This window comes from Pleomorphomonas sp. JP5 (genome assembly GCF_023721815.1).
Taxonomy (GTDB): Bacteria; Pseudomonadota; Alphaproteobacteria; order Rhizobiales; family Pleomorphomonadaceae; genus Pleomorphomonas.
Window position 1 is genome coordinate 799,033 of the sequence record NZ_JAMDLI010000007.1, and the last position, 23,263, is coordinate 822,295.

Genomic DNA, 23,263 nt, shown 5'->3' on the forward strand with positions numbered 1-23,263 from the left:
TCGGCATCTTGACGAACTAATTAACCATCGCCATCATCTCATCAAGAGATGACGATTGCCGAGCTGCGGCCGGTCGATGGAGTATGAAATGTCGATCAACCATTTTCCCACAACCATCGCGGCGGCTCATGCCGTCGCCGACCGCATCGCCGAGCGCCTCAAGGCGAAGCCGAGTATCGTTCTTGGCCTTGCCACCGGCGCCACCATGGAACCGGTCTACGAGCGGCTTGTGGCGCTGCATAGGGCTGGCGAGATCAGCTTTGCCCGCGTGACGTCCTTCAACCTCGATGAGTATGTCGGCTTGCCGCCCGAAGACCCGCGCTCCTACCGGTCGACAATGGACAGCCAGTTGTTCGATCTCGTCGATATCGACAAGGCAAGGACGTTCGTGCCCGATGGCCTTGCCGCCGATACCTCCGCCTTCGCCAGCCGCTATGAGGCGATGATGCGCGAAGCGGGAGGCATCGATCTCCAGCTTCTCGGCATCGGCCGCAATGGACATATCGGCTTCAACGAACCGGGCGCCGACTTTGCCGCTCGCACGCGCGTCGTCGATCTCGAAGCATCCACCCTGGAGGCCAACTCGGCTTTCTTTGACGGCAAACTGCCGCCAACCAAGGCCATGACGATGGGGATCGGCACAATTCTCGAGTCGCGTGAAATTATCGTTCTGGCCACCGGCGCTACCAAGCGAGAGGCGGTGCGTGCCGCGCTCACGGGGCCCATTGGCCCTGAGTGTCCGGCCACGGCGCTGCGTCGTCACGCCAACGTCACTTGGTGGCTGGACGCCGAGAGTGGGGCCGGCGTGGCCGGTGAGAGCTTGGCTGCGGAATAAAACGCCCGCGTCATTGCATTTGCGAGCGGCGGCGCTTTCAGGGCGCCGCCGCTTTTGCATGTTCAGGCGGCGCGCGCCGGCCGATCTGGGATGTCGATGACGAAGGTGGCGCCTGGGCCACCATCCAGACAGGAAATGGTGCCCCCATGCGCCCTGACCAACTCGGCGACGATGGCAAGGCCAAGTCCGGTTCCACCAGAGCGCACGGATCCGGAGAACGGTTTGAACAGCGACTCGCGCGCCTTCTGCGACAGGCCTGGTCCCGTGTCGGAAACCTGGATGCGGACCTTCGTTCCGTCGCGTTCCGCCGACACCGTGAGCCGGCGCACCAGTGCATCATCCTTGCATTGCTCGAGCGCTTGCGCCGCGTTGCGCACAAGGTTGAGCAGTACCCGGAACAACTGGTCCGAATCGGCATCCACTTCGAGATCTTCCGGCACCGCGTTCACCCACTCGATGTTTGCATGCTGAATGAGGCCGGTCATTTCCGCGACGTCGGTGCAAAGCCGAGACAGCGACAGAAGCCGGCGCGAAGGAGGGGCCTCCTGCGCCTTGCCGTAGGCGAGGACAGACTGGCAGTAGTTGATGGCCCGATCGATGGCAGACACCAGCTTGGGCGCGAAGCGCTGTACCGAAGGATCGGGGATCATCGTCAGACGGTCGGAAATGAGCTGGGCCGAAGCGAGCAGGTTGCGAAGGTCATGGTTGATCTTCGAAACTGCGAGGCCGAGCTCGACCAGCCGCTTCTGCTGCTTGAAAAGCTCCTGAATGCGCTGCTGCATGGCCGCCGCGGCGAACTCGGCGCGGCCGATCTCATCGGTCCGGCCGCCGTAGCGGACAAGATAGGCGTCGCTCTCGGGCTCCTGAGCCCATTTGTAGATGGACTTGCCCAGGCGCCGCATCGGAATGACCATCAGATACTGGATGGAGAAAAACACCAGAACGCCGACGAAAGCCGAGATCAGGAAGGACACCATAAGCAAGCCGCCAGCGAAATGCAGGATCTCATTCCGGAGGTGCGTTTCGGAAAACACCACTTCGACTTCGCCTTCGTCGTCGTATTTTCCGGTAACACGGATGGTTCGGTCGCCGCCGAACAGCATAGTGTCCAACGCCTCCATCACGAGGCCATGCGCCCGTTGACTGTCGAAATCGATGCTGCGGGTCACCGTGGGCGGGGCATCGGCCATGGCGACCAGCTGTTTCATGCCCTCCGATCGCACGGCGACGGCATAGGCGTCGAGGCGGTTCAGGAGATCGGCCTGAATGGTGCGGGGCAGCGCCGTCTCGGGATAGGTGGTCAGCGTGTGGGCGACGATCCCGGCGGTGCGTATCTTCGATTCGATGTAGTTGCGCTGGAAGTTGGCGATAGCCGGAACGAACATCAGCACTTCGGCGAACATCACGAACAGGATCGTGAAGACCAGAAGTTTGAAGGACAGACTGAATGTGTGCTTGGTCGGGAAGTGCGGCTTGGTGATGCCGCCGGAAGTGTCAGTCTGGGCCATGCTGGGCGATTCCGAAAAAATAATGCTCTCTATCTGTCGCTTTGCGCAGAAATTGGAAGAGGCCCGCGTCCGAAATAAGGTAAAATTCTGTCGCGTCGCCATATTTGCCCATATCCTAGCGCGGTGGAGTGCCCGCAGCTGTCAGCAGTCTTCAAAATGCCGCGCGAACAGGTGGTCAAGCTGCGGTTTGCTTGGCATTGATGCGTTGACGCGCCTCCGTCCGTCCCGTATAAGCCCCTCCGATCGGAAGGGCGCCACCGGTCTTTCGGCCGGCTTGGCCGCATATGCCGTGGCCGATTTCCCTGTTGAGACACAAGAGCTGTCCGAAGGCGAGGCGCAAGGCGCTTCGAGGCCGGAGAGCCGCCAGAACGAGGGGCCCGCGAGGCGGGCAAACGACCATGAAGCGGACTTATCAGCCGTCCAAGCTCATTCGCAAGCGCCGTCACGGCTTCCGTGCGCGCATGGCCACTGCTGGTGGTCGCAAGGTTATTGCCCGCCGTCGGGCCCAGGGGCGCAAGCGTCTGTCGGCGTGATCGGCCTTGTTCATGGCGGACGCTGGCCAACCAGCTTGCGAGGCGCCTGACATGATGCGGCTGAAAAAGCGAAAAGACTACGTAAAAGTCGCCCGGGGTGCCCGAACACCCCGGCGCGGCTTTTTGCTGCAATCGCTCCGCCGTCCCGATGGGGCGGAGGGGGAGGCCGGAGCGGATGCTCGCTTCGGTTTCACGGTGACCAAGAAGATGGGCAACGCCGTGGTGCGCAACCGCATCAGGCGCCGTCTCAAGGAGGCGGTACGGCTCGCCGGCGCCATGGCAGCCGATCCCGGGCGCGATTTCGTGCTGGTCGGCCGTCGTCCGGCACTGGACATGCCGTTTTCCGATCTGGTCGCCGAAGTCGTCGGCGCCGTTCGCGCTGCGGCCTCCGACAAGACAAGGCCGCGCGGCGGCAAAGAGGCGCTGAAGCCGGCGCCGAGCGAGGAAGAAAAAGGTCCATGACCGAAAACCGCAATATGATCCTGGCCATTGCGCTGTCGTTGGCCGTGCTGCTCGGCTGGCAGTATTTCGTTGCTGGTCCGCAGCTCGAAAAGGCCCAGATCGCCCAGCAGGCGGCTCAGCAGCAGGACGGCCAGACCACTACGGCTCCGGCCGACGGCAAGGCTGACGGCGCAACTGCGGCCGATGGCGCGGCCCCGACGGTTAGCCTCAACACCACAGCGGCTTTCGTCTCCCGCGAGGAAGCGCTCGCCAAAAGCCCGCGCGTTGCAATCGACACGCCCGAGCTTGCCGGCTCGATCAGCCTTTCCGGCGCTCGTATCGACGACCTTTCGCTGAAGCTTTACCGCGAGACAATCGAACCCGACTCGCCTCTCGTGAAGCTGCTGAACCCCTTCGGCACGGATCACGCCTACTACGCCGAGTTCGGCTTTATGGCTCCGGCCGGGACCGGCGTGAAGCTGCCCGGTGCCGACACGGTATGGACGGCGCCTGAGGGTGCTCGCCTGACGCCCTCGACGCCGGTCACGCTTACCTGGGACAATGGCGCCGGTCTTGTCTTTACCCGCGAGGTTTCCGTCGACTCCCACTCCATGTTCACGGTGAAGGACTCCGTCGCCAACACGTCCGGTTCCGTCGCCACCGTCTATCCTTATGGCCTCGTTACCCGTTACGGCACGCCGCAGGTGCCGGGCACCTGGGTTCTGCACGAGGGCCTGCTCGGCGTGTTTGGCGACGAGGGACTCACCGAGACCACCTACAAGAACCTGAAGGATAGCGAAGGCGTGAAGCCCGATCCGGTCACGTCCGGCTGGCTTGGCATCACCGACAAATATTGGGCGACGGCGCTGATCCCCGAGGACGGCACCAAGTTCCAGCCGCGCTTCTCCTGGGCTCTTGCCGGCAACATCGACACCTACCAGGCAAACTATCTTCGTGATCCTCTGGAAATTCCCGCTGGTGGCACCGCCGCTACCGAGACACGCCTGTTTGCCGGCGCCAAGACGGTGGCTCGCGTCGATGCCTACGAGCGCGAACTCGGCATTCCAAAGTTCGATCGCCTGATCGACTGGGGCTGGTTCTACTGGATCACCAAGCCGATGTTCCTGCTGATCGACTGGCTCTACGTCCTGGTCGGCAACTTCGGTATCGCCATCCTCCTGGTGACGCTGATCGTCAAGGCCATCTTCTTCCCGCTCGCCAACAAGTCCTACGCGTCGATGAGCAAGATGAAGATGCTGCAGCCGGCCATGGCCGACATCAAGGCCAAGTACCCGGACGACAAGGTCAAGCAGCAGCAAGAGACCATGGAGCTGTACAAGCGGGAGAAGATCAACCCGCTGGCCGGCTGTCTGCCGATCGTCGTGCAGATCCCCGTGTTCTTCTCGCTCTACAAGGTGCTCTACGTGACGATCGAAATGCGTCACGCGCCCTTCTTCGGCTGGATCCACGACCTGTCCGCCTCGGACCCGACGACGATCTTCAACCTGTTCGGGCTGATTCCCTGGACGCCGCCGCACATGCTGATGCTCGGCATCTGGCCGATCATCATGGGCATCACGATGTTCGTGCAGATGAAGCTGAACCCGACGCCGCCCGACCCGACGCAGGCGATGCTCTTCACCTGGATGCCGATCGTCTTCACCTTCATGATGGCGTCTTTCCCGGCTGGTCTCGTGATCTACTGGTCGTGGAACAACACCCTCTCGATCTTGCAGCAGTCGCTGATCATGAAGAAGCACGGCGTCAAGATCGAGCTGTTCGACAATCTGAAGAGCACATTCGCCAAGAAGCCGAAGGCAGGCTGAAAAGGCTGCCAAAGCGAGTAAGATCGGCGGACCGGCTACATCAAGCCGGTCCGTTTCCGTTATGAGGGCGAGGCCGCCCGCCGCCGACAGCCCAGGATTTCCACGATGGACGAAACCCGCACTGTGATCGATCCCGAGGCGACGCGCCTGCTGTTCGCCCGCCCCTGGGCCTTCGTACGGGGCATGGCGAACGTGGACGATCTGCCCCCGTTCGCCGGAACGATCGAGGTTGCCTTCGCCGGCCGCTCCAATGTCGGGAAATCCAGCCTGATCAACGCCCTGACCGGTCAGCAAGGCCTCGCACGCACCTCTAATACGCCGGGCCGCACCCAAGAGCTCAATCTGTTCAAACCAGAGGTCGACGCCGGTCTGCTGCTCGTCGACATGCCTGGATACGGGTATGCCGAGGCGCCCAAGGAGAAGGTCGACGTCTGGAACGCGTTGATCCGCGATTATCTGCGCGGCCGTCCCAATCTCCGGCGTGTCTACGTGCTGATCGATGCCCGCCACGGCCTCAAGAAGAACGATGAGGACGTGCTGACGCTGCTCGACAAGGCGGCGGTGTCCTACCAGATCGTGCTCACCAAGGCCGACAAGCTGAAGCCCGGCGGCATAGAGAAGGTGCTCGCCGACACTGCCGAGCGTATTCGCAAGCGCCCGGCGGCCTTCCCCGAGGTGCTGGCCACCTCCAGCGAGAAGGGCGCCGGCATCGACGATCTCAAGGCTGCAATTTCCAGGTTGCTGGCAGGCGCCTGAGCCACGGCGGCGGTGGAGCGTCGGGTCTTGCGTTCGCTGTTCGGCCGTTGAGCCTCGCCCCCCGATCGGCTATAGGCGTTCACGATCCAACCGACGCGAGGCCGTCATGACCCCATCCACGCCTGAATCCGCCGAAGAGATGCTGTCGCGCGCTCGCATCATCTCGGAAGCGCTGCCTTATATGCAGCGTTATGACGACAAGACCATCGTGGTCAAATACGGTGGTCATGCCATGGGCGACCCCGATCTGGCGCGCGCCTTCGCCCGCGATATCGTGCTTTTGAAGCAGTCGGGCATGAAGCCGATCGTCGTCCACGGCGGCGGACCGCAGATTGGTTCGATGCTCGACAAGCTCGGCATCAAGAGCGAGTTCAAGAACGGCCTGCGCGTCACCGATCGCGCCACGATGGAAATCGTCGAGATGGTGCTGGCCGGCTCCATCAACAAGCAGATCGTCTCGGCCCTCAATGCCGAGGGCGGCAGGGCCATCGGCCTTTGCGGCAAGGACGGCAATCTTCTCACGGTCGAGAAGGCAACGCGCACCATGCGCGATCCCGACAGCGAGATCGAGAAGGTGATCGACCTTGGCTTCGTCGGTGAACCCAAGGTGGTCAACCCGGCCGTGCTCGACATGGTTGCCAAGGAGGATCTGATCCCGGTGGTGGCCCCTGTCGCTCCGGGTGTCGATGGCGAGACCTACAACGTCAACGCCGATACCTTCGCCGGCGCCATTGCCGGTGCGTTGCATGCCGCGCGCCTGCTGTTCCTGACCGATGTGCCGGGCGTACTTAACCGCGAGGGCCAGCTTCTCAAGCAGCTCACCCGCGCCGAGGCGCAGGCCCTGATCGCCGACGGCACCATATCCGGTGGCATGATCCCCAAGGTGGAAACCTGCTTCGACGCGCTGAAGCGTGGGGTCGACGCGGCGGTGATCGTCAATGGCAAGACGGCGCATGCCGTTCTGCTGGAGATCTTTACCGAGACCGGCGCCGGCACGATAATTCGCCGCTGATGACCGAGGACACATCGCTTGCCGGCGGCGACCTTTCCGCATTTGCCGGCGTTCGGGATTGGGTCTTCGATCTCGACGACACGCTTTATCCGCCGGAAAGCGGCGTGTTCAAAGCTGTGATAAGCCGCATCCGCGCCTATACCGCGCGGGTGACAGGCGCCTCTGGGGAAGATGCGGTAGCTCTCCAGAAAAGCTATGCGGCTCGCTACGGAACGACGTTGCGCGGACTGATGGAGGAACATGGCGTCGACCCCGTCGCGTTCCTCGCCGATGTGCACGCCGTCGATCGCTCGGCGCTCGCGCCGGATGCCGGGCTGTCCGATGCCTTGTCCCGTCTACCGGGGCGCAAGTTCATCCTGACCTCCGGGACCCACGCCCATGTCGGCGAGACGCTCCGCCGCCTCGCCATCGCCGACCGGTTCGACGGCGTGTTCGACATCGTGGACGCCGGCTATCTGCCCAAGCCGGCGGAAGCGACCTACGCCGCTTTTTTCGACCGTTTTGGCGTCGAACCGGCCACTGCCGCCATGTTTGAGGATTCGCCACGCAACCTCGCCGTGCCGCGAGCTCTCGGCATGCGCACGGTTCTCGTGATTGGTGGCCAGGCGCCGCGACCTATGCCGCCGGTCTCCGACTTCGTCACGGCCAACCTGCCTTCCTTCCTAGCCGGCATCGCAGACGCGCTTTCCGGCTGATGAGCCATGCACCGCCGGGGGTGGCGGAATGGGGCCATCGCCTGTATGAGAGGGCTTCGTTTTTCCGCGCTGTGCCGGCCTTCGCCGTTGCTGGCGCGCTCCTCCCAGGAAGCCTATGTCCTTTTCCCAAGCTCATCCCGCGTTGGCGCGGGCACTCGCTGCCCGTGGTTATGCCGATCCCACCGCCGTCCAGTCGGCCGTCGCAGCGCCGGAGCTCGCTGGCGCCGACATGCTGGTGTCTGCCCGCACAGGCTCCGGCAAGACTGTCGCCTTCGGCATGGCGCTGGCTGAGCGTCTCCTCGGCCCGGCCGAGGTCTTCGCCCCAGCCGGAAAGCCGCTTGCACTTGTCGTTGCCCCCACCCGTGAACTGGCCCTGCAGGTGGCGCGCGAGCTGGCCTGGCTCTATGGCGAAACCGGGGCTCGCATTGTCTCCTGCGTCGGCGGGATGGACCCTCGTCGCGAACAGCGGCAACTCGCCCAGGGCGCTCATATCGTCGTCGGTACGCCGGGCCGCCTTTGCGACCATCTCGATCGGCGCAATCTCGATCTGACCGACGCTGTGGCCGTCGTTCTCGATGAAGCCGACGAGATGCTCGACCTCGGCTTCCGCGAGGACCTGGAGAAGCTGCTGAGCGCCGCTCCGGCCGATCGCCAGACGCTGCTCTTCTCCGCCACGCTGCCGGCCGATATCGTCAGGCTTGCCCGCGACTTCATGCGCAAGGACGCTACGCGTGTCGACGTGGCCGAGGACGGCGAGGTTCACGCCGACATCGACTATCACGCCGTTCGCGTTTTTCCCCACGAGATCGAGAAGGCGGTTGTCAATCTCCTTCGCTTTCATGACGCGGCCACGTCCATCGTCTTCTGTGGCACCCGCGAGGGCGTGAAGCGCCTCACCGGCGCGTTGCTCGAGCGCGGCTTCTCGGTGGTGGCTCTCTCGGGGGAGATGGGGCAGGGCGAGCGCAACGAGGCGCTGTCGGCGCTCCGCGATGGCCGGGCACGCGTCTGCGTCGCGACCGACGTGGCGGCGCGCGGGCTCGACGTGCCCGATCTCGGCCTGGTCATTCACGCCGATCTGCCGCACGATAGCGAGGTGCTGCTGCATCGCTCAGGTCGCACAGGTCGCGCCGGTCGCAAGGGCGTGTCGGTGCTGCTCGTGCCTTCGAACCGCCGCCGCCGTGCCGAGAGTCTGCTCGCCGGGGCGGGGATCGAGCTGTTCTCGGAGGCGGTTCCGTCGGCCGACACCATCCACAAGCTCGACGAAGAACGTTTGCTCGCCGATCCCGTGCTCGCCGAGGAGATCAGCGAAGACGAGCGCGCCTTCGCCAGCCGCCTAGCTGAGGGACGGACGGCGGAAGAGCTGGCCGCCGCCTTCATTCGTCTTGCTCGAACGCGCCTTCCTGCACCCGAAGAGATCACCGATCCGGTCGACAGGAAGCCCCGCAGCCTCTCGGCGCCGGATCGCCCGATGGTGAGGGAAAAGGTGGATTTTTCGGGGTCTGCCTGGTTCCGCCTGTCGGTCGGTCGACGCGACGGTGCCGAGGTCAAGCGTGTGTTGGCGTTCCTGTGTCGCCAGTCGGGTCTCAAGGGACGCGATTTCGGGGCGATCCGCCTTGCTGACGGCGAGACATTCGCCGAGGTCGCCCCCGGCGGTGTCGCCGCCATGGAACGACTGGCTTCGGCCGGAAACGACGAGAACGTTCGCATCACCCGCGCCGACGGCCCGCCGGCGGCATCGCCTGCCGGTCCCCGCAAGGACAAGCCGCGGCGCGAGGACGAGCGCCCGAAGGGAAAGGCGAAACCGCCGCGTGACGGCAAGCCTTCCTACAGGGATGCGCCGCGCGATGCCAAGCCGCCTTACAAGGAGGCGCGTGACGGCAAGGCGCCTTTCAAGGGCAAGAAGAAAGTTCGAAAGGCTGGTTGACCTGTACGCTTCCCCAAGGGGCGGGATAATGCTTACGTCCGCGCCGGCTTGGGGCCACGGGGCAGCTTTTCGGTAGCCGAGTTCGTCAGCTGCCCTAGGTACAACCATTGGTGGCGCCGGTAAGGCTTTGAATTGAAGGAGGTTTTCTCCGTCTCAGCCAGCTGTTGTCACTCCACTCCATCTTCGCGCCGGTTGATGGCGAGGATGAGGTGGCGAGTGTCGGCGCACGTCGCTTTTGTTGCGCGCGTCGGCCAAAACCCCTAAAGCACGAAACCGATACCAATCCTGCATGGCCCATTCGGAGATCACAATGACCGAGACTGCCGCCACGGCCGCCTATGCCGACCTCGTCGCCACCCTTGATGCCGCCTGGGAGGATCGCGCCTCCGTCACGCAGGAGACCAAAGGCAAGGTGCGTGATGCCGTCGAAGCGGCGCTGGACCTGCTTGATGGCGGCAAGGCGCGTGTCGCCGAGAAGATCGACGGCGAGTGGGTGGTCAACCAGTGGCTCAAGAAGGCGGTGCTGCTATCGTTCCGCCTGACGCCGACGGCCCTGATTTCCGGCGCGCCCGGCGGTGCCGCCTGGTGGGACAAGGTGCCCTCGAAGTTCGAAGGGATGGATGCCGCCGCCTATGAGGCCGCGGGCTTCCGGGCCGTACCGGGCGCCATCGTTCGCCGCTCCGCCTACATTGCGCCGGGCGCCGTACTGATGCCGTCCTTCGTCAACCTCGGCGCCTACGTTGACACTGCGACCATGGTCGACACCTGGGTCACCGTCGGCTCCTGCGCCCAGATCGGCAAGAACGTTCACCTCTCCGGCGGCGTCGGCATCGGTGGCGTGCTGGAGCCGATGCAGGCCGGCCCGACCATCATCGAGGACGATTGCTTCATCGGCGCTCGTTCCGAGGTGGTCGAGGGCGTCGTCGTCGGTCAGGGCTCGGTGATTTCCATGGGCGTCTTCATCGGCAAGTCGACCAAGATCATCGACCGCGCCACCGGTGAAGTACACATGGGCAAGGTGCCGCCTTATTCGGTGGTGGTCTCCGGCTCGATCCCCGGCAAGCCGATGCCCGGCCAGGATTGGGGTCCGTCGACCTATTGCGCCGTCATCGTCAAGAAGGTCGACGCCAAGACCCGTTCCAAGACGTCGATCAACGAGCTTCTGCGCGACTGACCGCCAACAAGTTTCGTGCTATTCGGACGGCCGGCGGGAAACTGCCGGCCGTTTGCGTTTCGAGGAGAGGACATGCCCCACGATCCCGTTGCCATTGCTCGCGATCTTCTGATGTGCCCATCGGTGACGCCCGCCGAGGGTGGGGCGCTTGCTTTCCTCGAAGGGTTGCTGGCGCCGGCCGGGTTCACGGTGGACCGCCCCGTCTTCACCGACGAGGGTACGCCGGATATCGAGAACCTGTTCGCCGGCATTGGCTCGGGCAATCGCCACCTGACCTTTGCCGGTCATACCGACGTCGTGCCGACGGGCAAGCTTGAGCTCTGGAGCCACGGCCCATTCGCTGGCGACATTGACGGCGACAGGCTCTATGGCCGTGGTGCCGTCGACATGAAGGGCGGCATTGCCGCCTTCGCCGCCGCCGTTCTCGACTTCATCGAGGAGAAAGGCCGTGACTTCGGCGGCCGCATTTCCTTCCTGATCACCGGTGATGAGGAAGGCCCGTCGATCAACGGCACCGTGAAGCTTCTCGATTGGGCATCAAGGCGCGGCGAGCGCTTCAGCCATGCCATCGTCGGCGAGCCAACCAATCCCGCCGCCCTTGGCGACATGGTGAAGGTCGGTCGTCGCGGCTCTCTGTCGGGATTCGTCAAGCTCCGGGGCGTTCAGGGGCACGTCGCCTATCCGCACCTTGCCGACAATCCACTCCGCGTCGCTCCGGCCGTTATCGCTGCCTTGATGGATCCGCCGTTCGATGCCGGCAACGAGCGCTTCCAACCGTCCAACCTTGAGGTCACCTCGGTCGAGACCGGCAACCGCGCCACCAACGTCGTTCCGGCCGAAGTGGAGATCGCCTTCAACATCCGTTTCAATGACATCTGGACGGTCGAGGCGTTGCACCAAGAGATCGGCGCGCGGGTGAAACGCGCTGTCGAGACGACCACGCTGCGGACGGGGCGGCCGGCGCCGCTCGCTTACGAGCTGACCTTCGAGCCCACCAACGCCGTTTCCTTTCTGACCCACGACGCGACTCTGATCGACGGTCTTTCCGACGCGGTGGAGGCGGTGACCGGTCGTCGGCCGGAGCTTTCCACCACTGGCGGCACGTCCGACGCGCGCTTCATCAAGAACTATTGCCCGGTGGTCGAGTTCGGCCTCGTCGGCCAGACCATGCACAAGATCGACGAGAACGTGGCCCTTGACGACCTCCGCCGCTTGAAGACGATCTATCGGACCTTCCTCGACAGGTACTTCGCAGCATAGGGAGGCCGTTCGGCCTCCCCTCGTCGACTGGATCAGCTCTTTGCCCTGGCTTTCTTCGCCGGCTTTTCTTCGGCGATCGGCGCCTCGCCGTCCCAGCGCAGGATGACGACGGCCAGCGGCGGCAAGGTGAGATCGAGCGACAGATCCATGCCGTGGCTGGGGACCTCGTTTGCCGTGAGCCGCCCCTTGTTGCCCATGTTGGAGCCGCCGTAGATTTCGGCGTCGGAGTTGAAAACCTCACGCCAAACGCCGGCGCGCGGCACCCCCAGTCGATAGCCCGAGCGCGGCACCGGCGTGAAGTTGCCGACGACGAGGCAGGGCGCGTCCGCCTCGAAGCCCCAGCGCATGTAGGCCAGCGTCGACTGTTCGTTGTCGTCCACCACCACCCACTGGAAACCTTCCGGGTCGAAGTCGCGGGCATGCAGCGCCGGCTCGGACCGATAGAGCGTGTTGAGATCGCGCATCAGGCGCTGGACCCCAAGGTTGCTCGCCCGGCTCTCAAGCCACAGGTCGATCGTGCCATCGTGGTTCCACTCCCGCCCCTGGGCGATCTCGTTGCCCATGAAGGACAGCTTCTTGCCGGGGTGGGTCCACATGAAGGCGTAGTAGGCGCGTATGTTGGCGAAGCGCTGCCATTCGTCGCCGGGCATGCGGCCGAAGATCGAGCGCTTGCCATGCACCACCTCGTCGTGGCTCAGCGGCAGCACGAAACGCTCCGAGTAGGCGTACATCAGGGCGAAGGTCAGCTGATTGTGGTGGTACTTGCGATGAATGGGCTCGAGCGAGAAGTAGTCGAGCGAGTCATGCATCCAGCCCATGTTCCACTTGTAGGAAAAGCCAAGGCCGCCATCGGCAAGAGGGGCAGTGACGCCGGGCCATGCGGTGGATTCCTCGGCAATCATCAGTGCATCCGGCACTTCGTGGGCGATGACGCCGTTGAGATGCTTGATGAAGGACACCGCTTCCAGGTTCTCACGGCCGCCGTACTTGTTGGGGATCCATTCGCCTGGCTGGCGGGAGTAGTCGCGATAGAGCATGGACGCCACGGCGTCGACCCGGAGACCGTCGATATGGAACCGCTTCAGCCATTCGAGCGCCGAAGCGACCAGGAAGCCGATCACTTCGGTGCGGCCGAAATTGTAGATCAGCGTGTTCCAATCCTGGTGGAAGCCTTCACGCGGGTCCTGGTGCTCGTAGAGCGGGGTGCCGTCGAAGCGGGCGAGACCATGGGCGTCGGTCGGGAAGTGTGCTGGCACCCAGTCGAGGATGACGCCGATGCCCGCTTCATGGCAGGCGTCGACGAAGCGGGCGAAGTCGGCCGGAGAGCCATAGCGAGCGGTCGGCGCGAACAGGCCCAGAGGCTGATAGCCCCAGGAACCGCCGAACGGATGCTCCATGATCGGCAGCAGCTCGATGTGCGTGAAGCCCATGTGCTTGACGTAGGCGACGAGATGCTCGGCGAGGAAGCGCCAGGTGACAGGCTTGCCATCCGGTCGTTGCCAGGATCCGGGATGCACCTCGTAGACCGAGAACGGTGCGGTCTTCGACTGGAAGGCGGCACGATTGCGCATGAAGGTGGCGTCGTGCCACTCGAACGGCTTGGGATCGGCGACGATGGATGCCGTGGCTGGCGCCAGCTCGTACTGGCGGGCAACCGGGTCGGCCTTGTCGGGAAGAAGCTCGCCACCGGCGCCGATGATCTCATACTTGTAGGCCTCGCCGATCGGCAGGCGCGGCAAGAAGAGCTCCCAGACGCCGCATTCTCGGCGGAGGCGCATCGGGTGACGCCGGCCGTCCCAGGAGTTGAAGTTGCCGACCACCGACACACGCCGGGCATTTGGCGCCCAGACGGCGAAGCGCACGCCCGGTACGCCACCCACCTCGGTCACCACGGCGCCAAGCGCATCGGTGAGTTGCCGGTGCTGGCCCTCGGCGAGCAGATAGACATCCATCTCGCCGAGAAGCGGCCCGAAGGAATAGGGATCCTCCGCCTCGTGGCTGCCATGCGGCCACTCGACCCGAAGCCGATAGAGGCCGGGATCGCCCTGTGCGAACGCGACCCATAGCCCGCCCTCCACGTGCTGGAAGTCGGCAAGCTTGCGTCCATCGGACGAGATCAGCGCGATAGCGCGGGCATTCGGCTTGAAGGTTCGGATGACGGTGCGCGCACCCGATACGCGATGCGGCCCCAGAAGCGCGAAGGGATCGCCATGGGTTCCCTCGGTGATCGCCCGGACAGCGCCGTCCGTCAGCCCTTCACGCAACCCGAGATCCACCATCGACCCACCTCCCGATTTCGATGCTATTGCTCGACGTTACGCGGAAGCCAGGGCAAGGGCAAATGGCTTTCCGACCAATCGAAACAACCGTCGGAAGTGGCCCGCGGCCGTCTGCGACATCCGGTTAAGCGCAGCGAAGCGGGGGTTCTGGGGCAAGGATCTTTCGCGCGAAAGGCCGGATCAACCGGTCAGCATCGACTTTAGGCGGGTAAACCGGCGACGGATTCTGTCCCCCGAGAGGGCCATTTCCAGCGCTCTCGGCTCGGCCACCAGCACGACCAGCTGTCGGCCGCGAGTCGCCGCCGTGTAGAGCAGATTGCGCGCCAGCATGATGGCGTGGTCGCGCAGGAGCGGAATGACCACGGCCGGATACTCCGACCCCTGGCTCTTGTGGATGGTGATGGCGTAGGCACGCGTCAGCGCTTCGAGGTCTTCAAGGGCGTATTTCACCTCGCGGCCATCGAAGGAAACGGCGACCTCGTCTTCCTTCTGGCGGATGCGCTTGAGAATGCCGAGATCGCCGTTGAACACGTCGCGATCGTAATCATTCTCGATCTGCATCACCTTGTCGCCGGTGGCATAGGTTTGGCCGAAGCGATCGATGCGGTCGAGCGGGGCGCCATTCAGGAGTTCGGCGAGACGGTCGTTGAGGTTGCGGGCGCCGCAGATTCCCTTTTGCATCGGCGTGATCACCTGCACGTCGCGCATGGCGTCGAGACCGAATCGGCGGGGGATGCGATTGCCGACGACCTCCAGGATCTTGGCGAGCGCGTCGTCGGCTCCACGCGCTTCGATGACATAGAAGTCGGCGAGCTCGCCGGAAGGAGGCGGTTCGGGCCATTCGCCCCGATTGATGCGGTGGGCGTTGATGATGATTCGGCTTTCCTCGGCCTGCCGGAAGATCTCGGTCAGTCGGGCGACAGGAACCAGGCCGGAGGCGATGACGTCGGCAAGGACTTGTCCCGGCCCTACGGATGGCAACTGGTCGACGTCGCCGATCAGGATCAGCGCCGCGTTGAGAGGAATGGCTTCGACGAGCGCGGCCATCAGCGGCACGTCGACCATCGACGTCTCGTCGATCACCACCACGTCGGCTTCCAGCGGCTCGGACGCCGACCGCCTGAACCCGCCGGTTGTCGGATCGATTTCCAGGAGACGATGGATCGTCTTGGCCTCACGGCCGGCCTGCTCGGCCATGCGGCGGGCGGCGCGGCCGGTCGGTGCGGCAAGCGCCACCGTGAGCTTCGCGGCGGAGATGGTGGCGAGCAGGGCCTCCAGCAGCGTCGTCTTGCCAACGCCGGGGCCGCCGGTGATCACCGAAACCTTCGCACCGGCGACCAGCGCCAGCGCTTCGCGCTGCGACGGGCTGAGCTGCATGCCCTTCCGCGTTTCGAACCGCTCGACGGCCGCGTCGACGTCGATGCGGCCCCATGGTGGCCGCCCCTCGGAAAGCGCCTTGAGACGGCTGGCGACGGAGCGCTCGAAGCGGGCGAGACGCCGAACGGCCAGAAAGGCGGTGCCGTCGATATCGAAGGTTTCGACATCGCCCTGGGCTATTGCGCCCTCAACTTCGGCCGACACGGCGTCGGCATCGACGCCCAACAGCCGTTCGGCACGCTCCAGCACGTCGGCGCGCGGTACGGCCGTATGGCCATCGTCCGCCGCGCCCTCGATGGCGTGCGCGATGCCGGCCCTGATGCGTTCCGGCGCGGCGCGGTCGATGCCGAACTTCTCGGCGATCTCGTCGGCGCCGGCAAACCCGATGCCGCGCACCTCGCGGGCAAGGCGATAGGGGTCTTCCTCGACCAGCTTGACCGCTTCCGGGCCGAGTACCTTCCAGATGGCGACGGCACGCGCGGTGCCGATGCCCTTGTCCTGGAAGGCGATCATCACGTCCTTGACCGCCTTGCGCTCGCGATAGCTCTCGGCGATGCGGGCGGCGGTCTGCTTGCCGAGACCGGGCACGGTGACGAGCCGCATGGGCTCGTTCTCGATCACGTCGAGCGCCTTGGCGCCGAACACCTGGACGATGCGCTCGGCCATCGCCGGCCCAACGCCGGAAATCAGCCCCGAGCCAAGGAAGCGGATCACGGCATCCTTGCCCGTCGGTTCGTTCGTCTCGATGCGGTCGGCGCGGAACTGCAGGCCATGGACCTTGTCGGTCATCCACTGGCCTTCGGCATCGATCTTCTCTCCCGCCGCCACGGTCGGGACATGGCCTACGACCGCCACCGGATCCTTGCGACCGCGCACACGCACCCTCAACACCGAGAAGCCGTTTTCCTCGTTGTGGAAGGTCACACGCTCCACCGTGCCAGCAAGGCGCTCGAACAAGCGGTCGGCAAGGGGAGGGGATGGTCGGGAATCATCAATCATCGCATCAGTTATGCAGCGTTCGCCCACTGTTCGTCGAGCCTTGATCGGTCTATGTATGCGCCCGTCGCGCCTCCTTGTGGCAACAGCCGGGCTGGGCGCGGAACTTCGTCGGAGTGTATCCCTCTCATGTCGTCCGAGCTTACCCGCCGTGACCTGCTGGCCATGCTGGCCGCCCTCGGGCTCGTTCCGAGCCTATCCGCAACCGAGGCTCGCGCCGTCGAGGCGTCGACCAGGCTCGGCAAGCCGAAGGCTTTCTCCTTCAGCAAGCTGATGACCGCTGCCAAGGAACGCGCCGCCGCTGCCTATGTGCCGGAGGTGCCGCGCGCCTTCGAGGCGCTGGAGGCCATCGACTACGACAGGCACTGGCAGATCAAGTTCAAGGACGATCACACCGTTCAGGCGGCCGGCGGCAAAGCGCCGTTGCGCTTCTTCCACCTTGGCCGCTACTTCAAGTTGCCCGTCGGCATCTATCTCGTCGACGGCGACAAGGCGCAGGAAGTGCTTTACTCGCCCGACTACTTCGACATCCCTGAGGGCAATCCGGCCGCCAGCCTGCCGGGCGACATCGGATTTGCCGGCTTCCGCGTCATGGACGAGACCGGGCAGCGCGACTGGCTGGCCTTCCTCGGAGCCGCCTATTTCCGATCTTCTGGCGCACTCGACCAGTACGGGTTGTCGGCTCGCGCGTTGGCCATCGATGTGGCCATGCCGACGCCCGAGGAGTTCCCGCGCTTCACCAACTTCTATTTCGGCGCTTCCAAGGGCGGGCAGTTCGCCATCTATGCCGACCTCGAGGGGCCGCGCGTTTCCGGCGCCGTCCGCTGGGACGTCAGTCGCCAGGAGGATCGGACGGTCGTCATGGACATGGCCGTGCGCTTCTATCCGCGTGAGGATATCGCCCGCTTCGGCGTGGCGGCGCTGACCTCCATGTTCTGGTATAACGAGACCAACCGTCAGCGGGCGCCCGACTGGCGGCCGGAAATCCACGACTCCGACGGCTTGTCGATCTGGAACGGCGCCGGTGAACGCGTCTGGCGGCCGCTCAACAATCCGGTCAACGTGATGACCTCGACATTCGTCGACAAGAACGTCAAGGGCTTCGGCCTCTGCCAGCGCGACCGCAACTTCGAGAACTACCAGGACGACGGCGTCTTCTACGAAAAGCGGTCGACGGTATGGGTCGAGCCGAGGGGGGAGTGGGGCGACGGCGCCGTGCAACTCGTCGAGATTGCCACCGACGACGAGATCCACGACAACATCGTCGCCTATTGGCTGCCGGCAGCCCCAGCCATAAAGGGCAGCGAGATTGCATTCGACTATCGCTTGACCTGGGGTGTCGATGAGCCGAATCCGGCGCCGGTCGGCCGCGTCTACTCGACGCGCCTCGGCTTCGGCGGCGTTCCCGGCCAGGTGCGTCCCGCAGGTGTCGTCAAATACGTGATCGATTTCGACGGCGGCGATCTCAAGAATTACGACCAGTCATCAGGCGTCGAGGCGGTGGTCTCGGCGTCGTCGGGCTCCATTTCGGGCGTCTACACGCTGCCGGTGGTGGGCACGACGCGCTGGCGGGCCGTGTTCGATTTCGAAGGCGATGGCGCCAACCCGGTCGACATGCGCCTTTATCTCCGTGCCGGCGACAAGACGCTGACCGAGACCTGGCTCTATCAGCATCTGCCGACCACGTTCGTCTGGCCGAAGTGAGCCGGGCGAGCGGTTGATCTCGATGGGCGGGGAGGATCCTTCCCGCCCATTTTCTTCAGTAGTCGACCCGCATCAGGCAGAGCCCTTCGGGCGGGGCTACCGGCGCGCAAGCGCGGCGGTCCGCCGCGTCTAGCGAGGCCTTGAGGTCGGCCGCTGTCCAGCGACCGTCGCCGACTTTCCTGAGCCCCCCGACCATCGATCGCACCTGATTGTGCAGGAACGAGCGCGCCGAGACCAGGAAGTGAATCTCGCCGCCCGCTTCGACGACATCGAGCTGATCGAGCGTCTTGACCGGGCTCTTCGACTGGCAGTCCGATGAGCGGAAGGTGGTGAAGTCGTGCCGACCGAGCAGGACCTTGGCGGCGTCCGCCATGCGCTCGACGTCGAGCGGCGCGTGGACGTGCCAGACCAAGTGGCGCTCCAGCGTCGGCGGGGCGCGTCGCGCGAAGACGCGGTAGCGATAGTGCCGCTTCACGGCCGAGAACCGGGCGTCGAAACTCTCCGGCACCTCTTCGGCCGACACGATGGTAATGGCGTGCGGCCGCAGGTGAACGTTGCCGGCATCGCGGATGGTATCGGTGCGCAGCGTCTTATCGATGTCGAAATGGCAGACCTGGCCGAGTGCGTGCACGCCGGCATCGGTGCGACCGGCGCCCTTGAGGACGATTTTCTCGCCGGTGAACCCGAGGATCGCCCGCTGCAGGTAGTCCTGCACGCCGGTTCCTTCGGCCTGCGATTGCCAGCCGCAAAAGGCGGTGCCGTCGTATTCGATGAGCATCCGGTAACGGGGCATGGCGATCAGACGAACCTGAAGCCGGGCGCAAGGCGCGCGCCGCGTGCAAAGTCGGCGAAGGCCATTGCCTTGGAGCCCGCGCGCTGCACGGTGACGAGACGCACCGCGCCTTCGCCACAGGCGACTACACCGTCGGAGGACAGCAGCGTTCCGGGCTGGCCGGTTCCCTCCGCGCGTTCGCTGCGGAGAAGCTTTACCCGTTCGTCGCCCTTGCCGAAGTCGGCAGCAAACCAGGAGCCGGGGAAGGGGGAGAGGCCCCGTACGTGATCATGCACCGCCGCGCCCGCCAGACGCCAGTCGATACGGGTCTCCTCGTTGGTGATCTTCGAGGCGTAGGTGACGCCGTCCTCGCCCTGGGGAACGAAGGATATCGATCCATCCTCGATTTTGCCGAGGGCCTCGGCCATCAAGGTGGCGCCCGTCGGGGACAGCGCGTCATGCAGTTCGCCGGCCGTCATGTCCGGATCGATGACGATACGAGCCGTCAGCGCCACCGGGCCGGTGTCGAGCCCTTCCTCCATCTTCATCACCATGACGCCGGACTCCGGATCGCCGGCCATGACGGCGCGGTTGATCGGCGCCGCGCCGCGCCAGCGCGGCAGCAGTGAGGCGTGAAGGTTGAGGCAATGGAAGCGAGGGGCATCAAGCACGGGCTTCGGCAGGATGAGGCCATAGGCGACAACGACGGCGACGTCGGCGCCATGGGCGGCGAAGGTCGCTTGCGCTTCCTCGGTTCTCAACGTCTTCGGCGTCAGAACCGGAATGCCCAGCGCGTCGGCGCGGACATGTACGGGCGAGCGCCGCAGCTCCATTCCGCGCCCCGCCGGCTTCGGCGCGCGCGTATAGGTCGCCACGACATCGTGTCCCGCTCCGACGACGGCATCGAGCACCGGCACCGAGAAGTCGGGCGTTCCCATGAAGACGACCTTGAGCGGCATGGCGATCCTGCGAGCGGTTGTTCCGCCCGGCGTTTCATACCATGCGGGCGGTGCCGTCAAGCATTGGAACCGTGTGAAGCCGCGAAAGGGCCTTCCGACGCCAAGCGGCGCCTGTGCGAAGCACAAAAGCCATCGCCGGAAGCTGCCGGCGACAAAAGCTGCAGGAGAACTAGATCCTCGCCTTTTCCTTGGCTGCCTTGACGAACTTCTTGGTGACGCGGTCGCGCTTCAGCTTGGAGATATGGTCGATGAAGAGGACGCCGTCGAGATGGTCGATTTCGTGCTGCAGGCAAGTGGCAAGCAGACCATCGGCCTCGATCTCCTCCGGTTCCCCGGCGAGGTTGGTATAGCGGACGCGGACCTTGGCCGGCCGTTCGACCTCCTCGTAGTAGTCGGGAATGGACAGGCAGCCTTCCTCGTAGACCGACAGGTCCTCGGATTTCCAGAGGATTTCCGGGTTGATGAAGACGCGCGGATCCTTGGCATCCTCATCGTGCGAGACGTCGATGGTGATGAGGCGGTTCATCTCGCCAACCTGAACGGCGGCAAGGCCGATACCAGGCGCCGCATACATGGTTTCGAGCATGTCATGGGCGAGTTTGCGAACGCCGTCATCGACACGAGCGATGGGTGCCGAGGTCTGACGAAGCAGTGGGGCTGGGAGGATGACGAGGGGGCGTGTTGACATGAAAAGTCAGATACGCACGGCAGCTATTGCCGTCAATAGCGACTATCCGGCGATGCCGCGGAAGTGGCGAGGTCGCCCCGGACAAAAACGTCGGGGGCGTTGCCGTCGATCGTGAATGGGCATGGCTTGCGTTTCCGCTTCCGAGCCGGGCAAGGTAGGGCATCATCTCCATCCGGGAATCGTCATGACCATTCTTGTCGCCGTTCGGGGCTGGAAGCCCGATCACTGGATCCATGCCCTGCGGGAGGCCGCACCAGACCGGGCGGTGGTGCTCCCCGGCGACGAGTTCGATCCGGCCAGCGTCCGTTACGCCCTCGTCTGGAAGCCGGAGCCCGGCTACCTCAAGACACTCCCAAAGCTCGAAGCGATCTTTTCGCTGGGGGCGGGCGTCGATCATCTCACCACCGATCCAGATCTCCCGGATCTTCCGGTCGTCCGCATCGTCGATCCCGATCTCACCGGCCGGATGACCGAATGGGTCGTGCTCAACGTGCTCTTGCATCACCGCCGCCATCTCCATTACGCGGCGGCGCAAGAGGCCGGCAGTTGGAAGCCTCTTCGTCAGTGGGCCGCCGGCGCCGTGCGTGTCGGCATCATGGGACTGGGCGAGCTCGGGCAGGACGCCGCGCGAGCTCTTCTGGCGCTTGGTTTCCAAGTCGCCGGGTGGAGCCGCAGCGAGAAGCGAATGGATGGCGTCGACTGTTTTCATGGCAAGGACGGGCTCTGGCCCTTCCTTGCCCGTACCGACATTCTCGTGTCGCTGTTGCCGCTGACGGCGGAGACCGAAAATCTGATCGACCATTCCGCGATCGACGCATTGGCCAAGGATGGCCCGCTTGGCGGCCCGGTCATTCTCAATTCCGGTCGCGGCCGGTCACTGGTGGAGGCAGACCTTGTCGAGGCCCTGCGCGATGGCCGGGTCAAGGGCGCCAGCCTTGATGTCTTCGCCACCGAACCATTGCCGCCCGAAAGTCCGCTCTGGAAGGCACCCAATATTTTCCTGACGCCGCACGTCGCCGCCGAGAGCGATCCGGTCGCGCTCAGCCGGTATGTGATTGGTGAGATTGCGGCTTACGAGGCTGGCCGGCCGCTTCGTCATCTTGTCGATCGCAACAAAGGCTACTGAGGAGAAAGGAAAGCCTTTAGGCGGCGAAAAACGCAACGTCCCGAACGGACTGGGTGAATTGACGGCACGCACAACAAACTGTCATATAACTCAGGTAACGAAGAACGCGGAGACGGCGAACCTTTCCGAGACCGCTCGCGACATCTCGGATTGATCCGCCTTCTAGAACGCGCAGACCTTGCCCGCTTCCTTGTCGAGGCGGACGTGAGGCGTTGCCGAAGAGTGGGAAATCCGAGTGCCGGAGTGTCCGGCCAACAGGGGAACCATCATGTCTTTCAAGCTGTTTCTCGCGTCGACCATCGCCGCGCAGGCCGCTCTGTGTGCTTCCGTGCCGGTATTCGCCGCTTCGCTGGATGAGCTCGTCGCTGCCGCCAAGGCCGAAGGCAAGCTGACCACCATTGCCCTGCCGCACGACTGGTGTGGCTACGGCGCCGTCATCGAGGGCTTCAAGGCCAAGTACGGTCTCGAGGTCAACGAGCTCAACCCCGACGCCGGTTCGGGCGACGAGATCGAGGCCATCAAGGCCAACAAGGGCAACACTGGCGATCAGGCGCCAGACGTCATCGACGTCGGCCTCAGCTTCGGTCCGTCCGCCAAGGCCGATGGCCTTCTGCAGCCCTACAAGGTGGCGACCTGGGACACCATTCCCGACAGCGCCAAGGATGCCGATGGTTACTGGTACGGCGACTACTATGGCGTGATGTCTTTCGGCATCAACAAGGATCTCATCAAGGACAGTCCGGCGGACTGGGCCGACCTGATGAAGCCGGAGCTCGCCAGCGCCGTCGCTCTCGCCGGCGATCCGCGCGCCTCGTCGCAGGCCATCTCGGCCGTCTTCGCCTCGGGCTTGTCGGCCTCCGGTGGTGATGTCGCCAAGGCGGGCGAGGCTGGTCTGGGCTTCTTCAAGGACGTGGTGGCCAAGGGCAACTTCGTCCCGGTGATCGGCAAGTCCGCTTCTCTCGCCCAGGGTACGACGCCGATCGTCGCCGCCTGGGACTACAACCTCCTGTCCTGGCGCGACACGCTGGCCGGCAACCCGCCGATCGACGTCGTGGTGCCGAAGACCGGCGTGCTCGCCGGTGTCTACGTCCAGGCGATTTCCGCCTATGCGCCGCATCCCAATGCCGCCAAGCTGTGGATGGAGTACCTCTATTCGGACGAAGGTCAGCTCGGCTGGCTGAAGGGCTATTGCCATCCGATCCGCTTCAACGATCTCGCCAAGAGCGGCAAGATTCCGCAGGAGCTCCTCGACAAGCTGCCGCCGGCCGAGGCTTACGCCAACGCCATCTTCCCGACGCTCGACGAGCAGGCGGCCTACAAGGAAACCATCACCAAGAACTGGGACAGCGTCGTCGGCGCCGACGTGAAGTAAGGCCCGGCGCGACCTCAAGGCCGCCT

General features: G+C 64.5%; 19 protein-coding genes. 13 read left to right on the plus strand and 6 right to left on the minus strand.

Annotated elements, in window-relative coordinates; all coding sequences use genetic code 11:
* Window positions 1-88: 88 nt before the first annotated feature.
* Window positions 89-835 carry a glucosamine-6-phosphate deaminase gene (nagB, locus tag M4J40_RS10615; RefSeq protein WP_251754103.1) on the plus strand — a complete coding sequence of 249 codons (747 nt, stop codon included), beginning with the start codon at window positions 89-91 and terminating at the stop codon, window positions 833-835.
* A gap of 62 nt (window positions 836-897) precedes the next feature.
* Here the strand turns inward: nagB and M4J40_RS10620 are convergent, their stop codons facing one another.
* Window positions 898-2,343, minus strand: a complete 1,446-nt coding sequence (locus M4J40_RS10620; RefSeq protein ID WP_251754104.1) for a HAMP domain-containing sensor histidine kinase — start codon at window positions 2,341-2,343, stop codon at window positions 898-900.
* A gap of 398 nt (window positions 2,344-2,741) precedes the next feature.
* Here M4J40_RS10620 and rpmH point away from each other — a divergent pair, with 398 nt between their 5' ends.
* The 9 genes from rpmH to dapE all read left to right on the plus strand — a co-directional run bounded on the left by rpmH (window position 2,742) and on the right by dapE (window position 11,964).
* Entirely contained in the window at window positions 2,742-2,876 is a 135-nt protein-coding gene (gene rpmH, locus M4J40_RS10625; protein ID WP_026781973.1) for a 50S ribosomal protein L34, read from the plus strand.
* A 54-nt stretch (window positions 2,877-2,930) separates the two neighbouring features.
* Entirely contained in the window at window positions 2,931-3,338 is a 408-nt protein-coding gene (gene rnpA, locus M4J40_RS10630) for a ribonuclease P protein component (protein WP_251754271.1), read from the plus strand.
* Window positions 3,335-5,143: a membrane protein insertase YidC gene (yidC, locus tag M4J40_RS10635; protein WP_251754105.1), complete on the plus strand. Its 1,809-nt coding sequence runs from the start codon at window positions 3,335-3,337 to the stop codon at window positions 5,141-5,143. Before rnpA ends, yidC begins: the two co-directional genes overlap by 4 nt.
* 105 nt (window positions 5,144-5,248) lie before the next feature.
* Complete coding sequence (gene yihA, locus M4J40_RS10640) at window positions 5,249-5,899, plus strand: ribosome biogenesis GTP-binding protein YihA/YsxC (protein ID WP_251754106.1); 651 nt, start codon at window positions 5,249-5,251, stop codon at window positions 5,897-5,899.
* Window positions 5,900-6,005: 106 nt separating this feature from the next.
* Window positions 6,006-6,911: an acetylglutamate kinase gene (argB, locus tag M4J40_RS10645; RefSeq protein ID WP_251754107.1), complete on the plus strand. Its 906-nt coding sequence runs from the start codon at window positions 6,006-6,008 to the stop codon at window positions 6,909-6,911.
* Entirely contained in the window at window positions 6,911-7,606 is a 696-nt protein-coding gene (locus M4J40_RS10650; RefSeq protein WP_251754108.1) for a pyrimidine 5'-nucleotidase, read from the plus strand. Before argB ends, M4J40_RS10650 begins: the two co-directional genes overlap by 1 nt.
* A gap of 115 nt (window positions 7,607-7,721) precedes the next feature.
* A complete protein-coding gene (locus tag M4J40_RS10655) occupies window positions 7,722-9,530 on the plus strand; it encodes a DEAD/DEAH box helicase (protein ID WP_251754109.1) in 1,809 nt (602 codons plus the stop codon).
* Between the two features lie 310 nt (window positions 9,531-9,840).
* Window positions 9,841-10,704 carry a 2,3,4,5-tetrahydropyridine-2,6-dicarboxylate N-succinyltransferase gene (gene dapD, locus M4J40_RS10660; protein ID WP_251754110.1) on the plus strand — a complete coding sequence of 288 codons (864 nt, stop codon included), beginning with the start codon at window positions 9,841-9,843 and terminating at the stop codon, window positions 10,702-10,704.
* A gap of 72 nt (window positions 10,705-10,776) precedes the next feature.
* The gene (dapE, locus tag M4J40_RS10665) at window positions 10,777-11,964 is read left to right on the plus strand and encodes a succinyl-diaminopimelate desuccinylase (RefSeq protein ID WP_251754111.1); all 1,188 of its coding nucleotides are present in this window, start codon (window positions 10,777-10,779) and stop codon (window positions 11,962-11,964) included.
* A 32-nt stretch (window positions 11,965-11,996) separates the two neighbouring features.
* On the opposite strand, the gene glgB is transcribed toward dapE, so the two are convergent.
* Both glgB and M4J40_RS10675 read right to left on the minus strand, forming a co-directional pair.
* Window positions 11,997-14,243 carry a 1,4-alpha-glucan branching protein GlgB gene (gene glgB, locus M4J40_RS10670; RefSeq protein ID WP_251754112.1) on the minus strand — a complete coding sequence of 749 codons (2,247 nt, stop codon included), beginning with the start codon at window positions 14,241-14,243 and terminating at the stop codon, window positions 11,997-11,999.
* A 180-nt stretch (window positions 14,244-14,423) separates the two neighbouring features.
* The gene (locus M4J40_RS10675) at window positions 14,424-16,619 is read right to left on the minus strand and encodes an ATP-dependent RecD-like DNA helicase (RefSeq protein ID WP_251754113.1); all 2,196 of its coding nucleotides are present in this window, start codon (window positions 16,617-16,619) and stop codon (window positions 14,424-14,426) included.
* Window positions 16,620-16,745: 126 nt separating this feature from the next.
* Between M4J40_RS10675 and M4J40_RS10680 the strand changes: the two genes are divergently transcribed.
* On the plus strand, window positions 16,746-18,320 hold the full coding sequence (locus M4J40_RS10680) for a glucan biosynthesis protein (protein WP_251754114.1): 1,575 nt from the start codon (window positions 16,746-16,748) through the stop codon (window positions 18,318-18,320).
* A gap of 55 nt (window positions 18,321-18,375) precedes the next feature.
* Here the strand turns inward: M4J40_RS10680 and truA are convergent, their stop codons facing one another.
* From truA to def, 3 genes are all read right to left on the minus strand, one after another.
* Complete coding sequence (gene truA, locus M4J40_RS10685) at window positions 18,376-19,113, minus strand: tRNA pseudouridine(38-40) synthase TruA (protein ID WP_251754115.1); 738 nt, start codon at window positions 19,111-19,113, stop codon at window positions 18,376-18,378.
* A 5-nt stretch (window positions 19,114-19,118) separates the two neighbouring features.
* Window positions 19,119-20,051: a methionyl-tRNA formyltransferase gene (fmt, locus tag M4J40_RS10690; RefSeq protein ID WP_251754116.1), complete on the minus strand. Its 933-nt coding sequence runs from the start codon at window positions 20,049-20,051 to the stop codon at window positions 19,119-19,121.
* A gap of 169 nt (window positions 20,052-20,220) precedes the next feature.
* Window positions 20,221-20,739 carry a peptide deformylase gene (gene def, locus M4J40_RS10695; RefSeq protein ID WP_251754117.1) on the minus strand — a complete coding sequence of 173 codons (519 nt, stop codon included), beginning with the start codon at window positions 20,737-20,739 and terminating at the stop codon, window positions 20,221-20,223.
* Between the two features lie 184 nt (window positions 20,740-20,923).
* Between def and M4J40_RS10700 the strand changes: the two genes are divergently transcribed.
* Both M4J40_RS10700 and M4J40_RS10705 read left to right on the plus strand, forming a co-directional pair.
* Window positions 20,924-21,865: a glyoxylate/hydroxypyruvate reductase A gene (locus M4J40_RS10700; RefSeq protein WP_251754118.1), complete on the plus strand. Its 942-nt coding sequence runs from the start codon at window positions 20,924-20,926 to the stop codon at window positions 21,863-21,865.
* 268 nt (window positions 21,866-22,133) lie between these two features.
* Window positions 22,134-23,237, plus strand: coding sequence for an ABC transporter substrate-binding protein (locus M4J40_RS10705; RefSeq protein ID WP_251754119.1), 1,104 nt, complete (start codon window positions 22,134-22,136; stop codon window positions 23,235-23,237).
* Window positions 23,238-23,263 lie beyond the last annotated feature (26 nt).

Bases quoted from the DNA above. Each gene is read 5' to 3' on its own strand.
- dapE (WP_251754111.1), top strand. From the start codon at position 10,777: ATGCCCCACGATCCCGTTGCCATTGCTCGCGATCTTCTGATGTGCCCA.
- M4J40_RS10700 (WP_251754118.1), top strand. From the start codon at position 20,924: ATGACCATTCTTGTCGCCGTTCGGGGCTGGAAGCCCGATCACTGGATC.
- rnpA (WP_251754271.1), top strand. From the start codon at position 2,931: ATGCGGCTGAAAAAGCGAAAAGACTACGTAAAAGTCGCCCGGGGTGCC.
- dapD (WP_251754110.1), top strand. From the start codon at position 9,841: ATGACCGAGACTGCCGCCACGGCCGCCTATGCCGACCTCGTCGCCACC.
- M4J40_RS10705 (WP_251754119.1), top strand. From the start codon at position 22,134: ATGTCTTTCAAGCTGTTTCTCGCGTCGACCATCGCCGCGCAGGCCGCT.
- truA (WP_251754115.1), bottom strand. From the start codon at position 19,113: ATGCCCCGTTACCGGATGCTCATCGAATACGACGGCACCGCCTTTTGC.
- M4J40_RS10650 (WP_251754108.1), top strand. From the start codon at position 6,911: ATGACCGAGGACACATCGCTTGCCGGCGGCGACCTTTCCGCATTTGCC.
- yidC (WP_251754105.1), top strand. From the start codon at position 3,335: ATGACCGAAAACCGCAATATGATCCTGGCCATTGCGCTGTCGTTGGCC.
- yihA (WP_251754106.1), top strand. From the start codon at position 5,249: ATGGACGAAACCCGCACTGTGATCGATCCCGAGGCGACGCGCCTGCTG.
- M4J40_RS10675 (WP_251754113.1), bottom strand. From the start codon at position 16,619: ATGATTGATGATTCCCGACCATCCCCTCCCCTTGCCGACCGCTTGTTC.
- argB (WP_251754107.1), top strand. From the start codon at position 6,006: ATGACCCCATCCACGCCTGAATCCGCCGAAGAGATGCTGTCGCGCGCT.
- M4J40_RS10655 (WP_251754109.1), top strand. From the start codon at position 7,722: ATGTCCTTTTCCCAAGCTCATCCCGCGTTGGCGCGGGCACTCGCTGCC.
- fmt (WP_251754116.1), bottom strand. From the start codon at position 20,051: ATGCCGCTCAAGGTCGTCTTCATGGGAACGCCCGACTTCTCGGTGCCG.
- M4J40_RS10620 (WP_251754104.1), bottom strand. From the start codon at position 2,343: ATGGCCCAGACTGACACTTCCGGCGGCATCACCAAGCCGCACTTCCCG.
- M4J40_RS10680 (WP_251754114.1), top strand. From the start codon at position 16,746: ATGTCGTCCGAGCTTACCCGCCGTGACCTGCTGGCCATGCTGGCCGCC.
- def (WP_251754117.1), bottom strand. From the start codon at position 20,739: ATGTCAACACGCCCCCTCGTCATCCTCCCAGCCCCACTGCTTCGTCAG.
- nagB (WP_251754103.1), top strand. From the start codon at position 89: ATGTCGATCAACCATTTTCCCACAACCATCGCGGCGGCTCATGCCGTC.
- glgB (WP_251754112.1), bottom strand. From the start codon at position 14,243: ATGGTGGATCTCGGGTTGCGTGAAGGGCTGACGGACGGCGCTGTCCGG.
- rpmH (WP_026781973.1), top strand. From the start codon at position 2,742: ATGAAGCGGACTTATCAGCCGTCCAAGCTCATTCGCAAGCGCCGTCAC.